Source organism: Streptomyces sp. GL_148 (assembly GCF_057834205.1).
In genome coordinates this window covers 5,505,969-5,525,191 of the sequence record NZ_CM174396.1, presented here as the reverse complement: position 1 = coordinate 5,525,191, position 19,223 = coordinate 5,505,969, and the positions used below count along the sequence as shown (strand labels likewise).

At 71.6% G+C, this 19,223-nt stretch carries 21 protein-coding genes; 10 read left to right on the top strand and 11 right to left on the bottom strand.

The genetic code is table 11. The features are described from left to right. Nucleotides 1-15 precede the first annotated feature (15 nt). The 4 genes from AC3IYI_RS25570 to AC3IYI_RS25555 all read right to left on the bottom strand — a co-directional run bounded on the left by AC3IYI_RS25570 (nucleotide 16) and on the right by AC3IYI_RS25555 (nucleotide 3,856). Nucleotides 16-1,920, bottom strand: coding sequence for a serine/threonine protein kinase (locus AC3IYI_RS25570; RefSeq protein WP_489405928.1), 1,905 nt, complete (start codon nucleotides 1,918-1,920; stop codon nucleotides 16-18). 130 nt (nucleotides 1,921-2,050) lie between these two features. After that, complete coding sequence (locus AC3IYI_RS25565; RefSeq protein ID WP_489405927.1) at nucleotides 2,051-2,545, bottom strand: lamin tail domain-containing protein; 495 nt, start codon at nucleotides 2,543-2,545, stop codon at nucleotides 2,051-2,053. A gap of 130 nt (nucleotides 2,546-2,675) precedes the next feature. Then, the gene (locus AC3IYI_RS25560) at nucleotides 2,676-3,086 is read right to left on the bottom strand and encodes a RidA family protein (protein ID WP_489405926.1); all 411 of its coding nucleotides are present in this window, start codon (nucleotides 3,084-3,086) and stop codon (nucleotides 2,676-2,678) included. Then, nucleotides 3,083-3,856 (bottom strand): IclR family transcriptional regulator, encoded by a 774-nt coding sequence (locus AC3IYI_RS25555; protein WP_489405925.1) that lies wholly within the window; start codon nucleotides 3,854-3,856, stop codon nucleotides 3,083-3,085. Before AC3IYI_RS25555 ends, AC3IYI_RS25560 begins: the two co-directional genes overlap by 4 nt. A 131-nt stretch (nucleotides 3,857-3,987) precedes the next feature. Here AC3IYI_RS25555 and AC3IYI_RS25550 point away from each other — a divergent pair, with 131 nt between their 5' ends. The 4 genes from AC3IYI_RS25550 to AC3IYI_RS25535 all read left to right on the top strand — a co-directional run bounded on the left by AC3IYI_RS25550 (nucleotide 3,988) and on the right by AC3IYI_RS25535 (nucleotide 8,201). Then, complete coding sequence (locus tag AC3IYI_RS25550; RefSeq protein WP_489405924.1) at nucleotides 3,988-5,265, top strand: amino acid deaminase; 1,278 nt, start codon at nucleotides 3,988-3,990, stop codon at nucleotides 5,263-5,265. Nucleotides 5,266-5,287: 22 nt separating this feature from the next. After that, nucleotides 5,288-6,862: an N-acyl-D-amino-acid deacylase family protein gene (locus tag AC3IYI_RS25545; protein ID WP_489405923.1), complete on the top strand. Its 1,575-nt coding sequence runs from the start codon at nucleotides 5,288-5,290 to the stop codon at nucleotides 6,860-6,862. A gap of 31 nt (nucleotides 6,863-6,893) precedes the next feature. Next, the gene (locus tag AC3IYI_RS25540; protein WP_489405922.1) at nucleotides 6,894-7,913 is read left to right on the top strand and encodes a YdcF family protein; all 1,020 of its coding nucleotides are present in this window, start codon (nucleotides 6,894-6,896) and stop codon (nucleotides 7,911-7,913) included. A gap of 102 nt (nucleotides 7,914-8,015) precedes the next feature. After that, a complete protein-coding gene (locus AC3IYI_RS25535; RefSeq protein ID WP_243340661.1) occupies nucleotides 8,016-8,201 on the top strand; it encodes a hypothetical protein in 186 nt (61 codons plus the stop codon). Between the two features lie 59 nt (nucleotides 8,202-8,260). Here the strand turns inward: AC3IYI_RS25535 and AC3IYI_RS25530 are convergent, their stop codons facing one another. After that, complete coding sequence (locus AC3IYI_RS25530) at nucleotides 8,261-8,998, bottom strand: TetR/AcrR family transcriptional regulator C-terminal domain-containing protein (RefSeq protein WP_489405921.1); 738 nt, start codon at nucleotides 8,996-8,998, stop codon at nucleotides 8,261-8,263. A gap of 121 nt (nucleotides 8,999-9,119) precedes the next feature. Here AC3IYI_RS25530 and AC3IYI_RS25525 point away from each other — a divergent pair, with 121 nt between their 5' ends. Further along, the gene (locus AC3IYI_RS25525) at nucleotides 9,120-9,794 is read left to right on the top strand and encodes a DUF4386 domain-containing protein (protein ID WP_489405920.1); all 675 of its coding nucleotides are present in this window, start codon (nucleotides 9,120-9,122) and stop codon (nucleotides 9,792-9,794) included. An 80-nt stretch (nucleotides 9,795-9,874) separates the two neighbouring features. Here the strand turns inward: AC3IYI_RS25525 and AC3IYI_RS25520 are convergent, their stop codons facing one another. The 3 genes from AC3IYI_RS25520 to AC3IYI_RS25510 all read right to left on the bottom strand — a co-directional run bounded on the left by AC3IYI_RS25520 (nucleotide 9,875) and on the right by AC3IYI_RS25510 (nucleotide 11,225). Next, nucleotides 9,875-10,423, bottom strand: coding sequence for a DUF1062 domain-containing protein (locus AC3IYI_RS25520; protein ID WP_489405919.1), 549 nt, complete (start codon nucleotides 10,421-10,423; stop codon nucleotides 9,875-9,877). An 89-nt stretch (nucleotides 10,424-10,512) separates the two neighbouring features. Further along, nucleotides 10,513-10,728 (bottom strand): hypothetical protein, encoded by a 216-nt coding sequence (locus AC3IYI_RS25515; protein WP_489405918.1) that lies wholly within the window; start codon nucleotides 10,726-10,728, stop codon nucleotides 10,513-10,515. An 8-nt stretch (nucleotides 10,729-10,736) separates the two neighbouring features. Beyond that, entirely contained in the window at nucleotides 10,737-11,225 is a 489-nt protein-coding gene (locus tag AC3IYI_RS25510; RefSeq protein WP_489405917.1) for a macro domain-containing protein, read from the bottom strand. A 311-nt stretch (nucleotides 11,226-11,536) separates the two neighbouring features. Here AC3IYI_RS25510 and AC3IYI_RS25505 point away from each other — a divergent pair, with 311 nt between their 5' ends. The 3 genes from AC3IYI_RS25505 to AC3IYI_RS25495 all read left to right on the top strand — a co-directional run bounded on the left by AC3IYI_RS25505 (nucleotide 11,537) and on the right by AC3IYI_RS25495 (nucleotide 14,728). Next, a complete protein-coding gene (locus AC3IYI_RS25505) occupies nucleotides 11,537-12,748 on the top strand; it encodes a PTS transporter subunit EIIC (protein ID WP_489411661.1) in 1,212 nt (403 codons plus the stop codon). 32 nt (nucleotides 12,749-12,780) lie between these two features. After that, on the top strand, nucleotides 12,781-12,981 hold the full coding sequence (locus AC3IYI_RS25500) for a DeoR family transcriptional regulator (protein WP_489405916.1): 201 nt from the start codon (nucleotides 12,781-12,783) through the stop codon (nucleotides 12,979-12,981). 535 nt (nucleotides 12,982-13,516) lie between these two features. Then, nucleotides 13,517-14,728 (top strand): pyridoxal phosphate-dependent aminotransferase, encoded by a 1,212-nt coding sequence (locus AC3IYI_RS25495; RefSeq protein ID WP_489405915.1) that lies wholly within the window; start codon nucleotides 13,517-13,519, stop codon nucleotides 14,726-14,728. Between the two features lie 85 nt (nucleotides 14,729-14,813). On the opposite strand, the gene AC3IYI_RS25490 is transcribed toward AC3IYI_RS25495, so the two are convergent. Further along, entirely contained in the window at nucleotides 14,814-15,467 is a 654-nt protein-coding gene (locus tag AC3IYI_RS25490) for a biliverdin-producing heme oxygenase (protein ID WP_489405914.1), read from the bottom strand. Further along, nucleotides 15,464-16,654, bottom strand: coding sequence for a polyprenyl synthetase family protein (locus tag AC3IYI_RS25485; RefSeq protein ID WP_489405913.1), 1,191 nt, complete (start codon nucleotides 16,652-16,654; stop codon nucleotides 15,464-15,466). The genes AC3IYI_RS25490 and AC3IYI_RS25485 overlap by 4 nt, the downstream gene beginning before the upstream one ends. A gap of 214 nt (nucleotides 16,655-16,868) precedes the next feature. Between AC3IYI_RS25485 and AC3IYI_RS25480 the strand changes: the two genes are divergently transcribed. Next, nucleotides 16,869-17,267: an SCO4983 family protein gene (locus AC3IYI_RS25480; protein ID WP_489405912.1), complete on the top strand. Its 399-nt coding sequence runs from the start codon at nucleotides 16,869-16,871 to the stop codon at nucleotides 17,265-17,267. Nucleotides 17,268-17,448: 181 nt separating this feature from the next. Here AC3IYI_RS25480 and AC3IYI_RS25475 read toward each other — a convergent pair whose 3' ends face one another. After that, complete coding sequence (locus AC3IYI_RS25475; protein ID WP_489405911.1) at nucleotides 17,449-17,991, bottom strand: hypothetical protein; 543 nt, start codon at nucleotides 17,989-17,991, stop codon at nucleotides 17,449-17,451. Nucleotides 17,992-18,134: 143 nt separating this feature from the next. On the opposite strand from AC3IYI_RS25475, the gene AC3IYI_RS25470 reads away from it, so the two are divergent. Next, nucleotides 18,135-19,214, top strand: coding sequence for a hypothetical protein (locus AC3IYI_RS25470; RefSeq protein ID WP_489405910.1), 1,080 nt, complete (start codon nucleotides 18,135-18,137; stop codon nucleotides 19,212-19,214). Nucleotides 19,215-19,223: the final 9 nt, after the last annotated feature.

Here is a 19,223-nt window from a genome sequence, read left to right as displayed (position 1 = left end):
GGGCGCCGGGCCCGGTCAGTCCTTCTTCGCTTCCTCCGCGTTGCGCCAGATCGTGAGGTCGAGGGTGATGTACTGGCTCGACTCCTTCGCACCCGATTTGCCGCGGAAGGTCGCCACCGCGATGTGCCCCGCATTGCTCAGGACGCAGACCTCGGATCCGGCCGTGAGTTGGTCGAGTTTGATCTTCTCGGTGAAGCGGGTCACCTTGCGGCAGGTCTCCAGCGAGCCCTTCTCCGCGTTGTTCAGCAGGACCAGCTTTCCGTTGTCGGTGCCGAACTCGTGGTTCCCGAAGGCTTCGTCGTAGTAGTAGAAGAGGTCCCCCTTCCCGTAATGCACGCCCCCGCCGCTCGGATCCTCCGCCGGACGCGGCGGATTGTCTGCGAGCATCAGCTGGTGGGACTCGGGCACGTCGATGCCCTTGTACTCGACCGGCTTCGGGTCGACGGGCTTCTGGGCCTTGCCCGGGGAGGCGCTGGCACCCGCCGTGCTGCCGCCACTGCCGGGCGACCCGGCCGCACCGTTCTTCTTGGAATCGTCCGGGAGCAGGGACCCGAGGACGGCGAGCCCGATGACGGCGCCCACGACGGACAAGGTGACGATCAGCCCGGTCCGCTTGGGGCGGGTCGGCGCGGGCGGGTACGTGGGCTGCCCCCACCCGGGCTGCGCGTAGGTGGGCTGGGCGTACGTGGGCTGCGCGTACGAAGGCTGCGGGCGCGGAGGCTGCGCGTAGGTGGGCTGTGCGTACGGCGGCGGCGTCCCGTAGCCGGTCGGAACCGTCTGCGGACCGGGCTGAGCCGGACCGGGCTGAGCCGGACCGGGCTGAGCCGGAGCAGGCTGCCCCGGACCGGGCTGCGCCGCAGCGGCCTGCGTCGGGGCGGCGGCCAGGCCGGTGGGCGTGTACCCGGGCGCGGCGGGGACGGCCGCAGGCGCGCTCGGGGACGGAGGCTGTGCGGAGACCTCGGTCGGGATCGGCGCGGCCGGCTTCGGCGGCGGGGTGGGCGCCGGGGCGGGCAGCAGGTGCACGCGCTCGGTGATGGAACCGGCCACCGCGCGCGGCAGCCAGTCCTCCCCCTGGCGCAGCGGCTCGGCGCCCGCGGCTTCGTTGCACAGCGCGATGACCTCGGTCAGCGCGGGGCGGTCGGCCGGGTCGCGGCTGAGGCAGCGGGTCACCAGGGGCCGCAGTTCCTCGGGCAGCCCGCTGAGGTCGGGGTCCTCGTGCACGATCCGGTAGAGCACGGCGTGCGAGGGCCCGTCCCCGTAGACGGAGGAGCCGATCGCCGCGAAGGCGGCGATCTGGCCGAGGGCGAAGACGTCGGTGGCCGGGCTGATCGTGCCCGCCGAGGCCTGTTCGGGCGCCATGAACGCCGGGGTGCCGATGCTGACGCCGGTGCTGGTCAGGGCGGTGCTGTCGGCCGCGCGGGCGATGCCGAAGTCGATGACGCGCGGGCCGTCGGAGGCGAGGAGCACGTTGGCGGGCTTCAGGTCGCGGTGAACGATGCCCGCGCCGTGGATGACGGTCAGGGCCTCGGCGACCCCGACGGCCAGCAGCAGCACGCTGCGCGGCGGCAGTGCGCCGTGGTGGGCCACGGCGTGCGCGAGGGAGGGGCCGGGCACGTAGGCCGTGGCCAGCCAGGGCTGGGAGCCCTCGGTGTCCGAGTCGATGACCGGGGCGGTGTAGAGGCCCTGGACCCGCTCCGCGGACCGCACTTCCTGCTGGAAGCGCCGCCGGAACTCGGGGTCCTCGCCGAACTCGGACCGGATCACCTTGATGGCGATGGGCCGGCCGCCCGGCGTGTACGAGAGGTACACCTTGCCCATGCCGCCGGCGCCGAGCACCGCCGCGAGCCGGTAGCCGCCCACGACCTCCGGGTCGTCGGCCTTGAGCGGTTGGAAGATGCCTGGCGAAGGTGCGCTGCTCATGAGGATCCGTCCCTGCTAGCGGCGTTCCGGCCCCCGCCGGCGCCCCGAAGTCACCCGTGAGGGTACCCAATGCCCCGGCGGCGTGAGTTGGCGACTTCCGCTGCCGACTCCCGCCGCCGGTCAGGGCCGGTCAGCCGTGGAAGGTGACGTAACCGTTGCCGTCGGCGTCGGACCCGCTCTTGGTGTAGGAGTGGGAATCCGCGGACGCGCCGGAGGGCTTGTAGAGGTAGATCGTGTCGCGGTCGTTGTTCCAGATGAAGTTGCAGCTGCCGCGGTAGGCGACGTTGTTGGCGTCGGACTCGGTGCCGTAGCCACCGCGGAGCTTCACGAAGTCACCGGGCTGGAGGTAGTGGTTCTGGGTGAAGGTGAAGCGGTTGCCGGTGGCGTCCTTGACGACGTAGCCCTTGAGGTTGACGGTCGCCGAGGAGGAGTAGTTCTTGATCGTCAGGTACTCCGCGGCGGTGTTGCCGGTGGAGCAGCTGTTGGAGTCCGCGCCGGGGGCGTCGTACTGGACTCCGCGGAGCTTCAGGGCCGAGCTGTACTCGGTGGCCTGGGCCGGGGTGGCGGCGAGGACGGCCAGCGTGCCCGTGGCGATGGCCGTGGCTATAACAGAGCGCTTGCGCAAGAGAGTTCCCCCCACATGGTGTGAACTTGAACGGCGATCAAGATACACAGAATGCCGAAGTCGACTGCCCGCCCGTACACACTGTGAGACGCACGCCGGAGCCGCCGCCCGCTCCCGCCGACCGCGCGAGCTAGCCCAGCACCGCGAGGGCGTCGATCTCGATCAGCAGGCCGCCGGGGAGGCCCACGTACACGGTGGTGCGGGCGGACGGCGCCTCCTTGAGGTTCTGCTCCTCGAAGTAGGCGTTGTAGATCTCGTTCATCTCCGCGAAGTGGGCGGTGTCGGTGAGGTAGACGCGCAGCATCATCACGTCGTCCCAGGTGGCGCCGCCCGCCTCCAGGACGGAGCGGACGTTCTCCAGCGTCTGGAGGGTCTGCTCGCGCAGGGTGGGGCCGGCCGGCGTGGGCGCCTGCCCGTCCACGTGCGGGAGGAAGCCGACCTGGCCGGCGACCTGGAGGATGTTGCCCTTGCGGACGCCGTGGGAGAACTTCGCGGGCGGGTCGGTGTGGGTGGCGGGGGTGATCGCGGTCTTGTCGGTCATGGCCTGTCTTCTTCCTGTTCCTGCAGGGGGCCCGAGCCTGAGTACTCGTGGCCGATGGCGTCGGCGGTCTGCCGTACGAGCGGGAGGAGTTCGAGCAGCCCCGCGACGGAGAGGACCACGCCGGGGGCGGAGACGGACATCGCGGCGACCACGCGGCCGTCGGGTCCGCGGACGGGGGCGGCCAGGCAGTTCAGGGACTCCTCGTGGCCGCCGAGGTCCGTGGCCCACCCCTGGGCGCGTACGAGGTCCAGCTCGCGCAGGTACGCGGCGGCGTCGGGGGTGGAGCGGGAGGTGTAGGCCGGGTACTCGATGCGCGCGGCCAGCGCCCGGCGCTCCGCCTCCGGCAGGTCGGCGATCAGCAGCTTCGCCACGGCGGCGACGGTGAGGGGGACGGGCCGGCCGATGCGCGAGTACATCCGTACCGCGTAGCGGCTGTCCACCTTGTCGACGTAGACGACCTCGTCGTCCTGGTACAGGGCGAGGTGCACGGTGTGCCCGGTGGTCCGGTTCAGTTCCAGCAGGTGGGGGTGGGCGATCTCGCGCACGTCGAGGTTCTCGATGGACTCGGAGGCCAGGGCGAAGAGGGAGGCCCCGAGCCGGTAGCGCCCGTCGCCCTGCCGGTACACGAAGCCGTGTTCCTGGAGGGTCCGCAGCAGCCGCAGGGCCGTGCTCTTGTGCACGTCGAGCACCTCGGCGACCTCGCCGAGCCCGGCCGGACCCTTGGCCAGCGCAGGCAGGATCCGCAGCGCCCGCTCCACCGACTGGCTCACGCCGTGCACCTCCGTACGGAACCCGGACCCGTTGACCCGTCGTCATCCGGGATGTTAGACAGCATGCAGCGGCACACGCAACGACTGTTGCACTGTACGCAACAACCGAAACCCCCCGGGAGGCACACCACATGCCCAGCGACCCCGTCCAGGCCCTCGCCCAGGAGCCGGTGGACCACCGGTTCAAGGGACTCCCCCCGGACGCCGGGCAGGCGGGCCTCACCGTCGGGGAGCTCACGGCCCAGCGGCGCAACCTCCACACCGGCGGGTTCACCACGCCCGTACTGACCCTCGACGCGGAGGCGCTGAGCCACAACCTCGCCGCCCTCGGCACCTACGCCGAGCGCCACGGCCTGGCCTTCGCCCCGCACGGCAAGACCTGCATGGCCCCGCAGCTGTTCCGGCGTCAGCTCGACCACGGCGCCTGGGGCATCACCGCCGCGGTCCCCCACCAGGCCCGCGTCTACCGGGCGTTCGGCATCCAGCGGATCTTCCTCGCCAACGAGCTCGTCGACGCCGCCGCCCTGCGCTGGGTGGCCGGCGAGCTCGCCGCGGACCCCGCCTTCCGCTTCGTCTGCTACGTGGACTCCGTGCGCGGGGTCCAGCTCATGGACCGGGCCCTGGCGGGCCGGCCGCAGCGCATCGACGTGGTCGTCGAGCTCGGCGCCGGGGAAGGCGCCCGCACGGGGGCCCGTACCGACGAGGACTGCCGGGCCGTCGCCGACGCGGTGGCGGGTACGGACACCCTGCGCCTGGTCGGCATCGCCGGGTACGAGGCGGAGGTGCCCGGGGCCGACCCGGACTCCGTGCACGCCTACCTGCGCCGGCTCACCGGCCTGGCGGCCGAGTTCGACAAGGCGGGGCGGTTCGAGGGGGTCGACGAGATCGTCGTCAGCGCGGGCGGCTCCGCCTGGTTCGACGCCGTCGCCGACGTGTTCGCCGAGCTCCCGGAGCTCTCGCGGCCGGTGCTGAAGCTGCTGCGCTCCGGCGCGTACGTCTCCCACGACCACGGCTGGTACACCCGCCTCACCCCCTTCAACCGGGTCCCCGAGGAGGGCGGCCTGCGCCCCGCCTTCCGGCTCTGGGTACAGGTGGTCTCCCGCCCCTCCCCGACCCAGGCCTTCGTCAACGCCGGCAAGCGGGACATCGCGTACGACCTGGGGCTGCCCGAGGCGGAGCTGGTCCGCGATCCCCTCACCGGCGCCGAGCGCCCGGCGACGGGCATCCGCGTCGTCAAGCTGTCCGACCAGCACGCCTGGCTGGAGACGGATCGCGCCGAGGACGTGGAGGTCGGCGACTGGGTGGCGCTGGGGATGTCCCACCCGTGCACCATCTTCGAGAAGTGGCCGCTGATCCCGGTGGTGGAGGCCGACGGCACGGTCACGGAGTACGTCCGGACGTTCTTCTAAGCCTCGGGGGAACGTTCCCACCATGGACCTGGTCATCCGCGGGGCCCGCGTCGTCGACGGCACGGGCGGGCCCTCCTACACCGCCGACGTCGGGATCCACGAGGGCCGCATCATCGAAGTGGGCGGCCGGATCGCGGGCGGCGGACGGCACACGCTCGACGCCCGCGGCCTCGCCCTGGCCCCCGGTTTCATCGACATGCACGCCCACAGCGACCTGGCCCTGCTGCGCGATCCGGACCACGGCGCGAAGGCCGCCCAGGGCGTGACCCTCGAAGTCCTGGGCCAGGACGGCCTGTCCTACGCCCCCGTCGACGACCGCACGCTGGCCGAGGTGCGGGCCGCCATCGCCGGCTGGAACGGCACGGGCGAGGACATCGACTTCGACTGGCGCACGGTCGGCGGATACCTGGACCGGCTGGACGCGCAGGGCATCGCCGTCAACGCCGCCTACCTCGTCCCCCAGGGCACCGTCCGCGCGCACGTCGTCGGCTGGGGCGACCGCCCCGCCACCCCCGCGGAGCTCGACCGGATGCGGGCGCTGGTCGCCGAGGGGCTCGCCCAGGGCGCCGTCGGCATGTCCTCCGGGCTCACCTACACCCCGGGCATGTACGCGTCCGGAGCCGAACTGACCGAGCTGTGCCGGGTGGTGGCGCGGTACGGCGGCTACTACTGCCCGCACCACCGCTCGTACGGCCGCGGCGCCCTGGCCGCCTACGCCGAGATGGTCGAGCTGACCCGCGAGGCCGGCTGCGCCCTGCACCTGGCCCACGCCACGATGAACTTCGGGGAGAACCGGGGCCGGGCGGGCGAGCTGCTCGCCCTGCTCGACGGGGCGCTCGCCGACGGCGCCGACATCACCCTCGACAGCTACCCGTACACCCCCGGCTGCACCACCCTGGTCGCACTGCTGCCCGGCTGGGCGAACGAGGGCGGGCCCGAGGCGGTCCTGGCGCGCCTGCGCGACGACACCGAAGCCGAGCGGATCCGGTACGCGCTGGAGGTGGAGGGCGCCGACGGCTGCCACGGGGTCCCGGTCGACTGGTCGACGATCGAGATCGCCGGGACCACGGATCCGGCCTACGGGGCGTACGTAGGCACGCGCATCCCGGACTGGGACACGGCCCGGGCGCTGCTGCTGGGCGACCGGCTCGGACCGAGCATCCTGCAGCACGTCGGGCACGAGGAGAACGTACGGGCGATCATGCGCCACCCGGTCCACACGGGCGGCTCGGACGGCATCCTGCAGGGCGCGAAACCGCATCCGCGGGCCTACGGCACCTTCCCGCACTACCTCGGGCACTACGTGCGCGAGCTGGGCGTCCTCTCCCTGGAGGAGTGCGTCGCCCACCTATCCGGCCGTCCCGCCGCGCGGCTGCGGCTGGCGGACCGGGGGCTGGTGCGCGTCGGGCACCGGGCCGACCTCGTCCTCTTCGATCCGCTGACGGTCGCGGCCGGATCGACGTACGAGCGCCCGCGCGCGCTGCCGGCCGGGATCCCGTACGTCCTGATCGACGGGCGTTTCGTCGTACGGGACGGGCGCAGGACGGACGTCCTCGCCGGGCGGGCGGTCCGCCGCACGCCGCACGGCAGCCTCTAGATATTCATACTTCCCACCTACGATGAGCGGCATGTTCGCTTTTGTCCCTGCCGCTCTCTTCCTCACCCTCTTCGGCGTGAGCGTCCGGGCCGACCGCCGCCGTTTCCGCAACGCGGTCTACCTGGGCCTCACCTTCATATTCACCTCGATCGGCCTGCTCACCCTGGTCCCGGACCTGCCCCACGGCCTCGCCGGGATCATCGTCGCGCTGGTCTTCCTGGTACCCGCGCTCGGCACGGTCGCGCTCGGGTTCTTCCTGATCGGCAACGGGGTGACGATGATCCGCAAGGAGGGCCGCCGCCCGGCCAATCTGCTCGCCTTCATGGCGGGGGTGGGGATCTTCGCCCTGATCGCGTTCGTCCTGACCGCGGGCACCCGGCGCTCCCAGATGTGGGACGCGGTGACGGGGGGCGTGGTCTTCCTCGCCGGGTACGTCTCCTTCCTCTTCCTCTGCTTCCTCGCCTACGCCTACCTCTACGGGCGGATCAAGGTGCGCGGCGACGTGGACTACGTGGTGATGCTCGGCTCCGGCCTGATCGGCGGCGACCGGGTCCCGCCGCTGCTGGCCTCGCGGCTGCGCAAGGGACAGGCCATCCACGACGCCCAGATCGCACGGGGCGGACGGCCGCCGCTGCTGCTGACCTCGGGCGGCAAGGGGGCGGACGAGAAGGTCGCGGAGGCGCGGGCGATGGCCGACTGGCTGATCGCCGAGGGCGTTCCGCAGGAGCACGTACGGCTGGAGGACCGCTCCCGCACGACGGAGGAGAACCTCCGGTTCAGCCGGACGATCATGGAGGCGGAGGTCCCCTCCTACCGCTGCGTGGTGGTCACCAACAACTTCCACGCATTCCGCGCCGCGATGATGGCCCGCAAGGCCGGGGTGAACGGACAGGTGCTGGGCTCGCCGACGGCGAAGTACTTCTGGCCGAGCGCGACGATCCGCGAGTTCGTGGCGGTGTTCTGGGAGCACAAGATCGTCAACCTCGGCATCTGCGGGGCGGTCGTCGCGCTGGCGGCGGTGCTGGCGGTGCTGGCGGTCAACAGCGCCTGATCGCCTGAGACGGGGCCCCGCGTGGGGCCACCCGGCCCCGAGGTGCGTTCTTGGGGGCGCGGCCGGAGGATGGGGGCCAGGGGGACACAGCAGGAGGTAGCGATGGACAGTGAATCGGACCAGCAGCCCCAGCGCCCCGCCCACCTCTACACCGGGTCGGAGCACCCGTTCGACCCCGAGGACCTCGTCATGGCGCGCGGCCAGGACGTGACTCCGGAGCGGGTCGAGAAGGCCCGCAAGCTGATCGAGAAGGAGGGCGCGAGGGCGCTCGAACGCTACCTCCCGTAGGCGGGCCCGAAGCGGGGCGGACCGGGCTCTCCCCGGTCCGCCCCGAGGCACGCCGCGCGTCAGGCGCGCGTACTGGCCCAGCCCTGGCGGCGGAGGCTTTCGAAGCCGTCCAGGAGGAGGTCCAGGGCGAACTCGAACTCGAACTGGTCGTCGCAGCCGCCACCGACCGTGGAGCCGTCGTCGTGCGCGGCCGTCGCGGCCAGTTCCGCGATGTGCGGGTAGCGCGCCGCCAGTTCGGGATCCGGCGGGCCGGAGGGGCCCGAGGTGTCGAACAGCTCCTGGCTGAAGCCGAGCAGGCGGCTGCCCATCGCGTGCATCACGTGGTGCGTGAGGTCGGCGGAGAGGCCGCCGCCGCGGAAGCACCCGGCCATCGAGTCCAGGTACGCGATGACGGCCGGGGTGGGGCCGGTCCGTGACTCGATGACCCGCGCCGCCCAGGGGTGGCGGAGCAGGACCCGGCGGGCCGAGAGGATCCGCCCGCGGACCACGGGCTGCCAGTCCGGGCCCGGGGCCGGCGGGTCGATCTCGCCGACGACGGCGTCGGTCATGCCGTCGAGCAGCTCCTCCTTGTTGGCCACGTGCTTGTAGAGGGCCATCGGTACGACGCCCAGCTCCTGCGCGAGCCTGCGCATGCTGAGCGCGTCGATGCCGGTGGCGTCGGCGAGTGCGACGGCGGCGCGCAGCACGCGGTCCCGGTTGAGCGGGACCCGCTGCTTGCCCTCCGCCTTGGCGGCCTTGCCCGTGGCCGTGTCCTCTGCCTTGCCCTCTGCCTTGTCCGTGGCTTCCTGCCGGGTCATTCCGGTTCGGCCCCTTCCGTCTCCTCTGCGGCACCCTCTCCTTGACGAGTGTACGCCGTACACCTATGGTCCCTTCAAGGTGTACGACGTACACCTCCATCGAGCGAGGGGTGCCGAGAAGATGAGTCCGGACCGGAGAACCGCAGTGGCCGCCGGGTCGCTGTTCCTGCTGACCGAGGTCTCCGCGATAGCCGGGGCGGTGCTGTACCGCCCCCTGCTGGGCGCGACGGACGGCCGGCTCGCGCAGGGCGCCGACACGCAGGCGCTGCTCGGGGCGCTCTGCGAGGTGGTGCTGGTGGTGGCGGTGGCCGGTACCGGGGCGGCCCTGTTCCCCGTCCTGCGGCGCCACGGCGAAGGGCTCGCGCTCGGGTACGCCTTCGGGCGGCTGCTGGAGGCGGCCGTCATCGCCGCCGGGATCGCCTCCGTCCTGGCGCTGGTGACCCTGCGGCGCGACGCGGGGGCGGCGGACGGCGCGGACGCCGCGCTGGTGGCCGTGCACGACTGGACGTTCCTGCTCGGGCCCAACATCGCCCTCGGCCTGAACACCGTCCTGCTCGCGTACCTGGCGTACCGCGCACGGCTCGTACCGCGTTTCATCGCCGTGCTCGGGCTGCTCGGCGGCCCGCTGATCTGCGCCTCGGCCGTCGCCGTGATGTTCGGCGCCTACGACCAGCTCTCCCCCGTGGGCGCGGCCGCCGCACTCCCGGTGTTCGCCTGGGAACTGACCCTGGCGGGATGGCTGATCGTCCGGGGCTTCACCCCCGGCGCGGGCGCCGCGCCCCGGACGGAGCGCTAGGCCGTCTCTTTCGGATCTTGCCGGTCAGGCCCGGGGCCCGTCCGGCGGATCTTGCCGGACAGGCCCCAGGTCCCGGGGGGCTAGCGCTTGAGCATGAAGGTGAAGTCGCCGGAGAGCTTGCCGCCCAGCCGGACTGCCGACACGAGTTTCCCGTCCGCGATCAGTCTTTCGACCTCGGCCCGGGAAAGACCGCAACCTTCAGCGATCACCCGCACCGGCCGGACGGGGATCTGCGCCGCGAAGCGGACCGAGACGTCGACCACCTCCCGGCCCAGGTGATCCGATCCGCCGGTGTCGAGCCGCCAGGCGTCGTCCCAGTCGAGGGCGATGCGATTGCGCCGCCGCATGACCGGATCCTGGAGCACCTCGGCTGCCAGGCCAGGGTCGTTGTCATGCATGCGGTCCAGGAGCTCAGGTCGTACGGAGCGCACGTTCATCCGCTCCAGGACCGTGAGCTTCGCGGTGTCCCCGCAAGCGGTACAGAGCACGAGCAGCCAGGCGTCGAGGAGCTTGTGGTTCGCGTTGACACGAAATTTGCCGTTCGCCCGGAAGCGCTCGGACGCGCACGCATGGCAACGGCGGCGAACGAGCGGCAGGCAGGTGGGCACGACCGCCCAGTTATTGAGCACAGAAGTACACCGGTTTCAGTGAGAAGTCCGCAGCAAAAAGCAGCACGGCGCACATGTGCGACGCGCGACCGATCAGCGCTTGGGGGGTCTCACAGGGTGTACAACGGCATGTCCTTGCCTGGACGACTCGGGTCGACGGCACGGTAGTGGCGCACAGCGACGCTGTTCCACTGGTTTTCGGGCGCCTCACCGGCAGGGCCGGTCCGGCGGATCTCCTCGCGGTCGAAGCCGGTGGGCCGACCGCCGTTACGCGGGTGACCGCCCTTCGGGCGGTGAACTCGGATCCGCTCCAACACCTCGATCATCTGTGGTCCTAGCCGAAGTCGTACACCGTGACGGGTATCCCCTTCGCGCACAGCCCGTCGCGGATCAGCGGCTCGATGCGCGACCACTTGCCGCCCGCCAGGCCGCAGCCGATGCGGGGCACGTGGACGGAGGCCCCCAGCTCGGCGGCGTGGGCCGCCAGGAGGACGAGGCAGCGCTCGACCGCCTCGTAGCGGATGGGCGGGCCGCCGCTGCCGGTGCGCATGCCGTGCTGGCCGACCATGTTCGCGACCCAGGTGTCCGGCCGGACCTGGACGAGCTGCACCGCGCCGAGCGCGAAGTCGTTCCCGCTGCGGCCCCTGTGCCAGGCCCGGTACGCGACCTCCGGCTCGGTCCAGCGCTTCGAGAGCGCGAGGACGAAGCCCTTCCCCCAGCCCCCGAGGTCGTTGCAGACGTGCGCGATGATCTTCGGCCCCTTGGCCTGCGGGCTGCTCGCGTCCCCCCGGACGACGGTCGGCTGATACGTCGGCTGATGCACGCGGATCCCCCTTCGCTCCCCTCCCCGGAAGGTACCCGGACCCTCTGACATCGCCGGAAGGCACGCGTTGCGGGAGGCTTACGGCCTCAGCCTTCGGGTCGTAGGTCCACAGTCTGTCCGACCATGGGTTTATGCGGTTTTAACCGTGTTACAACTGGAACATCGCGCTGCAAATGGCGCATTTTCCTTAGCTGTTGCCCAGCCCACACAAGCGCTGCCTGCCTTGGCAACACACCCCGTTTCCTCTGGAGGAAGCAACCGTGAGTACAGCCGAGCAGACGGCCCCGTCTGCCAAGAAGAACTCCGCCGTCATGGCGGTCATGCAGCGCCTCGGCCGCAGCCTCATGCTGCCGATCGCCGTGCTGCCGGCCGCCGCGCTGCTGATGCGCTTCGGCAACGCCGACATGCTGGGCAGCGAGTCGCTGCCGGGCTGGGTCAACGAGATAGCCAAGTACATGGCCGCCGGCGGCAACGCCGTCTTCGGCAACCTGGCGCTGCTGTTCGCCGTCGGTATCGCGGTGGGCTTCGCGAAGAAGTCCGACGGTTCCACCGGGCTCGCGGCCGTCGCCGGTTACGTGGTCTTCGCCAGCGTGCTCGGCAAGTTCAGCGACGGCAACGTGCCGCAGATCGAGGCGGTCGTCGACCACAAGGTCGCCCTGATCGACGCGCCCGTCAACGCCGGTGTCCTCGGCGGTGTCGTCATGGGCATCGTCACCGCCCTGCTGTACCAGAAGTTCTACCGGACCAAGCTGCCGGACTGGGCGGGCTTCTTCGGCGGCCGCCGCCTCGTGCCGATCCTGTCCTCCTTCGCGGGCCTGGTCATCGGCATCGTCTTCGGTCTCATCTGGCCGGTGCTCGGCAAGGGCATCCACGGTCTCGGCGAGTGGCTGGTCAACTCCGGCTCCGTCGGCGCGGGCATCTTCGGCGTCGTCAACCGCGCGCTGATCCCCGTCGGCATGCACCACCTGGTCAACTCCTTCCCGTGGTACCAGGCCGGCGAGTACAACGGCGCCCACGGCGACATCGCCCGCTTCCTCGCCGGTGACCCGACCGCCGGACAGTTCATGACCGGGTTCTTCCCGATCATGATGTTCGCCCTCCCGGCCGCCTGCCTGGCGATCGTGCACTGCGCACGCCCCGAGCGCCGCAAGGTCGTCGGCGGCATGATGTTCTCCCTCGCGCTCACCGCCTTCGTCACGGGCATCACCGAGCCGATCGAGTTCACCTTCATGTTCATCGCCCCGGTGCTGTACGCGATCCACGCGGTCCTGACCGGTGTCTCCCTGGCGCTGACCTGGGCGCTCGGAATGAAGGACGGCTTCGGCTTCTCGGCCGGCGCGATCGACTTCTTCCTCAACCTCGGCATCGCGTCCAACCCGTGGGGCCTGGCCGGTATCGGCCTCTGCTTCGCGGCGGTCTACTACTTCGTCTTCCGCTTCGCCATCACCAAGTGGAACCTCCCGACCCCCGGCCGCGAGTCCGACGAGGAGCTCGCCGAGCTGCTGAAGGCCGAGGCGAAGTAACCGTGCCGGGCCAGCGCACTCCCGGTCGGGGCATGCCCTGCCGGGAGCGGCGGGAGCTGATCGCCGCAGCGGCCGAGACCCGGGGCCACGTGTGGGTCGCGGACCTCGTGCGGGAGCTGGGCGTCAGCCGGATGACGATCCACCGGGACCTGCGGCAGCTGGCTGCGGAGGGCCGGATCCGGCGGGTCCGCTCCGGAGCGACCGCGATGGCCACGATGGCCGCCATGGCCTGAGTGCCGCCCCGAAGGCGGGGCGGGGCACCACCGACCGACCGGTGGCGCCCCGCTCCTTTCGCGTTCCCGCGCGGGGCACCCGCCCCGTGACGAGGCCGGTCGCCGCCTGTCCACGGCGCGGCCCCGGTGGCGCGGCGCGGATGCTGGGTCCCCTACCCTCCCCCAGACTCCGTCCGGGGGGACCCCCGGTTCCACCGTTCCCCGGGCTCCGCCCGGACCCATCCCCCAGACTCCGTCCGGGGGGACCCCCAGGGGGCTCCGCCCCAGACCCGCGCCTCAAACGCCGGCGAGGCTGGAATGGCGCGCACGCGCAGGCCGGGACGTGCCAGCGTGACGAGCGCAACACCGGTACGGGCCCATCCCCCGAGCTCGCTCATTCCGCAGGCCGGAGCGGTGCGTCGGGCCCCGTTTCCAAGGGTGCGTGGCGCTCGTACCCAGCCTTCGCACGAAAGGGGACATATCGGCCCGGCGCCCGCCCCTCGGCTCCGGGTCAAATAGCGGAGCGCTCCCGCATCCGGGCCCGTAAGCTCCCGTCATGCAGGTGATCCAGTCAACGAAACTCGCCAATGTCTGTTACGAGATCCGCGGCCCCGTGCTCGAAGAGGCGATGCGGCTCGAAGCAGCAGGTCATCGCATCCTCAAGCTCAACACCGGCAACCCCGCGGCCTTCGGCTTCGAGTGCCCCCCGGAGATCCTTGAGGACATACTCCGCAACCTGGGCAACGCCCACGGCTACGGAGACGCGAAGGGCCTGCTCTCGGCGCGCCGTGCGGTCATGCAGCACTACCAGACCAAGGGCATCGAGCTGGACGTCGAGGACATCTACATCGGCAACGGGGTCTCCGAGCTGATCCAGATGTCCATGCAGGCGCTGCTCGACGACGGCGACGAGGTCCTCGTCCCGGCGCCGGACTACCCGCTGTGGACCGCCTCCGTCAGCCTGGCCGGCGGCACCGCCGTGCACTACCGCTGCGACGAGCAGTCCGACTGGATGCCGGACCTCGCCGACATCGAGCGCAAGGTCACCGACCGCACCCGCGCGATCGTGATCATCAACCCGAACAACCCGACCGGCGCCGTCTACGGCGACGAGATGCTGCGCGGGCTCACGGACATCGCGCGCCGCCACAACCTGATCGTCTGCTCGGACGAGATCTACGACCGGATCCTCTACGACGGCGCCACGCACACGAACACCGCCACCATCGCGCCGGACCTGCTGACGCTCACCTTCAACGGGCTCTCCAAGAACTACCGCGTCGCCGGCTACCGGTCCGGCTGGATGGCGGTGTGCGGGCCCAAGAAGCACGCCTCGTCGTACATCGAGGGCCTGACGATCCTGGCGAACATGCGGCTCTGCGCCAACATGCCCTCCCAGCACGCCATCGCCACCGCGCTCGGCGGCCGGCAGTCGATCAACGACCTCGTCCTGCCCGGCGGCCGGATCCTGGAGCAGCGCGACACGGCGTACGACCTGCTGACGCAGATCCCCGGCATCACCTGCGTGAAGCCCAAGGGCGCGCTGTACCTGTTCCCGAGGCTGGACCCGTCCGTCTACAAGATCAAGGACGACCGGCAGATGGTCCTCGACCTGCTGCGCGAGGAAAAGATCATGGTCGTGCACGGTACGGGCTTCAACTGGCCCGAGCCCGATCACTTCCGGATCGTGACCCTCCCCAACGCGAAGGACCTTGCCGACGCGGTCACCCGGATCGGCAACTTCCTCGACGGGTACGGCCAGCCGTAGGTCCCCGCGCATGCGCGCGCGGCCCCCGTGTGCGGACCCGTGAGTACGGGCCGCGCACGGGGGCCGCGCTGTTCTACGCGCCGTTCTACACGCCGTTCTGAGCGGCGGCGACGAGTCCGGTGGACAGCGCCCCGGCGATCGCGGCGACGTGCTGGTAGGCGCGCCCGGCGGCCGCGATCACGCCGTCCTGCTCGCCCGGCCCGGGGAGCGCCTCGTTCATGCGCGCCGTGAAGCGGGCCCAGCGCTCGCGGTCGCCGCTGGCGTAGTACGCCACGCCGTCCGTGTCGCGCAGCCCGTAGGCCTCGGCGACGTACCGGCGCAGGATCATGCCGCCGAGCGTGGAGCCTTCCAGTACGTAGAGGAACCCGAGCAGCGCCAGGGGCTCCGAGGCCGCGGCGGCGCGGATCTCGCGCGCGAAGGCCTCCGCCTGGGCGGCCGCGGCGGACGCCGGGAACACGCCGTCCTCGGCGAAGTACATCAGGTCGCGGTCTAGGAGGGGGAGTTTGACCAGGTCCGCCGACCACACCGAGGTGACGCACGGGCCGGTGGCGCGGGAGAGTTCGCCCTCCAGCGCCTTCAGGACCACGCGGTAGGCGGCGAGCTGGTCGACGTACCGGTCGAGCGGGAGCGTCCCGGCGAGCATCGCGGTGCAGAAGGCGGTGCCCTCCAGCTCCTCGTGCCAGGTCCGGGTGCTCGCCCGGATGCGCTCGGCCATCGTGTGGCAGTCCGTGGGGCTCATGCGCCTTCACCCTTCAGGAGCGTCGCGTGCAGCCGGTCGATGAGGTGTCCCTTGCGTTCGATCGTCACGTCGAAGTACCGCGCGCTCTGCTCGCAGCGGCAGACGCCGCGCACCGCCGCCATCGCCGAGCTCTTCAGCTCCACCGCCTGCGCCGCGAGCGACAGCAGCGTCTCCCGCAGGTCCGGATGGCCGAGCACGAACTCCTTCAGCCGCGCCCCCACGAGCTCGCCCGAGGCGCGCAGGTCCGCGGGCGCGGAGTCGAGCAGCTCGAGGAAGACCCGGTTGCTCAACTGGCCGAAGTCCTCGTGGGCGCCCCGGCCTGCGAACTCGGGCACGAAGTCGGTCAGGTCGTTGAACAGCTGGCTGGCCAGGCCGAGGTTGCGCATGGCCTCGTCCAGGACCCGCCGCTCCTCCTCCACCACGCCCAGGGCGGCCACCGCCGCGTCCAGCGGCATCCAGAACAGCGTGCCCGTCTTGAGCGCGGCCATCGACTCCCAGAAGGCCACCCGCTCCGCGAGGGGCGCGGCGACCAGCTCGGCGCGCGTGAGCGCGGTCCGCGTGGAGACGTCGACGGCCTGACCGGTGAGGCCCCGGCCGACCGACCGCAGCAGGCTCCGCACGACGGCCGGCTCGGCCGCGTGCTCCAGTGCCGCGGTGATCAGCAGGGAGCCCGTGTTGAGGGCGAGCGGGATGCCGTGGGTGACGTGGAGGGCGGGCTCCCCGTAGCGGAAGCCGCTGCCGTCCTGGATGTCGTCGAGGGCGACCGCGGCCTTCAGCAGCACGCGTACCGCCACCGCCGCGCGGCGGACCGCGGCCAGGTCCGCGGCGGAGGCCTCCTCGCCGGCCGGGCCGGGGAAGCCCCGGTAGTTGCGGTAGGCCCAGAACACCATCGAAGGGCGCAGCGGGGCCCGGCCCGCGGGCACGCCCGCGGCGGGAGCCAAGGCCGCCTGACCCACCTTCGAGCCGACGGCGTCGGCGACCGGCGCGTACAGGGAACGCCCCAGCGCCGCCTCGTACACCGATTCCGACCCCACCCCGTCCCGCGCGGGCGCTGTGGTCAGGGAGGCCAGGAAGGCCGCCAGGTCGTCCTCCAGGAGCGCCGCATCGCTCCGCACCACTGCCTCTACCGCGGATATGTCCGTGTCGGATGCGTCCCGCGCATCCGACACGTCTCTCGTCCCACCCATGACTGCCCCACCCCGAGCTTCGCGTGCGTCGGCCCGTAAGGAATCCCCCCATACGGGTACCGGAAAGAGAAGAGTGCTGGTCAGCCCCCGACCGTCACAAGGCGGATTCAAGCCGACGCACGCGATCAAGACATCGACACGCGCGGCCAAGATTCAGCTCAACTTTAGAACCGATCCAATGTAGGATGGTCACCTGACCACGCAGGAGGCCTCCATGTACGAGCCGATTCGCACCAAGGCGGTCGACCCCCGCATAGGCGCCCACCGCAGCGAGTACCCCCGCAGCAGCCGCGCCGAAGCCCTCGACATCCAGCTCGCCGGGCACCTCGCCGCACTGCTCACCGTGACCGACGAGCTCGGCCTCGACGAGGCCGCCGCCGCCGTCGCCGCCCAGGTGACCCGCCTGCGCGGGGCCCAGCCCGCCCGCGCGCCCCAGCGACCCGGCCGGGAGCCCGACGCCGAGGCCGCCGCCTCGCTGCACCAGCGCGCCCACGACCTCGCCGCCCGCGCCCTGCTCGTCGCCGCGTCCCGCGCCGACACCACGGTCGCGATCCTCGCCGCCGAGCGCATGGACGCGCACGCCGCCGCGCTCGACCTCGTCGGCGCCCACTGACGGCCCCGGTCCGGGGCCGCGGAGGCTCCGGACCGGGCGCCATGCCCTGCGGGGCTTGAACGTGCAACCCGCCTCGGCCGCGGCCGGCGGATCGCCCCGCCCGGCGGACGACCTGGCCCTGCGGGCCGTGCCTACGGGCCTCGGCCCCGCGCAGCGGGAGCGGCCCTGCGGGGCTTGTCCCCTACCCGCCCTTCGCCCGTTCCCCGGGCTCTGCCCGGACCCGGTCCTCAAACGCCGGACGGGCTGAAAGATCAGCCTCGCCGGCGTTTGAGGCGCGGGGTCTGGGGCGGAGCCCCAGGGACCGGGCGAAGGGTGGGTCCGGGGCATAGTCGGCAGCGGCGATGCCGCACCACGGGGTCGTGGCCGCGGGCCAGACCGGGCCGACCGCCTCGGCGAGCTCGGTCGCAGCCGACAGGACACCCGGGATCTTCAGCAGCACCTGGGGGCCCCGCGCAGCCGGCGCCGGCTGTTCTCGGAACTCCACCGTGACGACGTAAGCCCCCTGCTCCGGGAAGCCGTTGACCGCCTCGACGGAGGCCACCACGCGCCGGCTCGCCGGATCGATCCGGCACCCGGTGATCCGTACGTCACCCCGCGCCGCCCCCGCCGGCCGCGCAGCGGGAGCGCCACCGGCCCACACGTACAGCCCCAGCGGGGCGAAGACCAGCAGTCCCGCCACGAACACCAGGGCGACCAGCCAGCCCTGCCACTTCAACGCGCTCACGCCCATGGCACGATCCTCCCGGCAGCCCGCCCCGGTCACCAGCACCCACGGGCCCACACAGCATTTCGAAGTGGGACCGCCTCGTCACCTCGCGTTCACTCAACTCCGCGCGGAATGTGGGTTTCCGCGAGCACTCTGCACCCGTGAGACGCATCCTAGGAATCGCCCTGGCGGTCCTCCTGGTCGGCGGCGTGATAGCCGTCATCGCCATCGGAGGAAAGAAGCCGGAGGGCACGGCAACGAAGACCGTGCGTGGCGTCATCGGTTCGGAGAAGTCCGAGTTCTTCCGCGACCCCGACGTCGTCAAGGCCCTTGCAGACAAGGGCTACACCGTGAAGACCGAAACCTCGGGCTCCTGGGCGATGGACCAACTCGCCCTGAAGGAATTCGACTTCGCCTTCCCCAGCAGCAGTGAACCGGCCGATGGGATCGAGCTGGCGGCCGGAGTGAAGGGCGCGCAGAACGCCAAGCCCTTCTTCTCCCCGCTCGTCGTCATCGCCCGCGCCAACGCGGCCAAGGTCCTCAGCGACCACGGCCTCGCGAAGATGAACGGCAAGAACTCCGGCACCCTCCTCCTCGGCCCCTTCCTGAAGGCCGCCGCCGAGGACAAGAAGTGGCAGGAGCTCCAGGGCGGGACCAGCGCCTACCCCGAGCTGGCCGGCACGGTGTTCGTCAAGACCACCGATCCCACCACCTCCAACTCGGGCGCGCTCTTCCTCGCCACCGCCTCGAACGTCGCCAACGGCCTGACCGTCGTCTCCGACGACGCCGGCATCGACAAGACCGCGCCCCTGATGAAGAAGCTGATCTCCGTCCAGGGCGCCCTGGAACAGAGCACGGACGGCCCCTTCCGCGCCTTCATCAGCGGCAGCGGCGAACCGCTCATCCTCGCCTACGAGGCCCAAGTGGCCAGCCTGCTCCAGCAGAAGCAGGATCCGGGCGACATGGTGGTCCTGTACCCCGACACCACCGTCAACTCCCCGCACACCTTCGTGCCGATCAGCGAGAAGGCCAAGGAGCTCGGCACCCTGCTGTCCACCGACCCGAAGCTGCGCTCGCTCGTGGTCCGCCACGGGTTCCGGCCCACGGAGGGGGTGGCCGAGTTCAACACCGCCACCGCGCCGCACACCGCGTACCTCAAATCGGAGCTGACCGGCATCCGCCAGGTGAGCGCACCGACCGTCAAGGTCCTGATGGCGCTGGCCGCGCGCGCCAAGGGATAGGGGGCCACC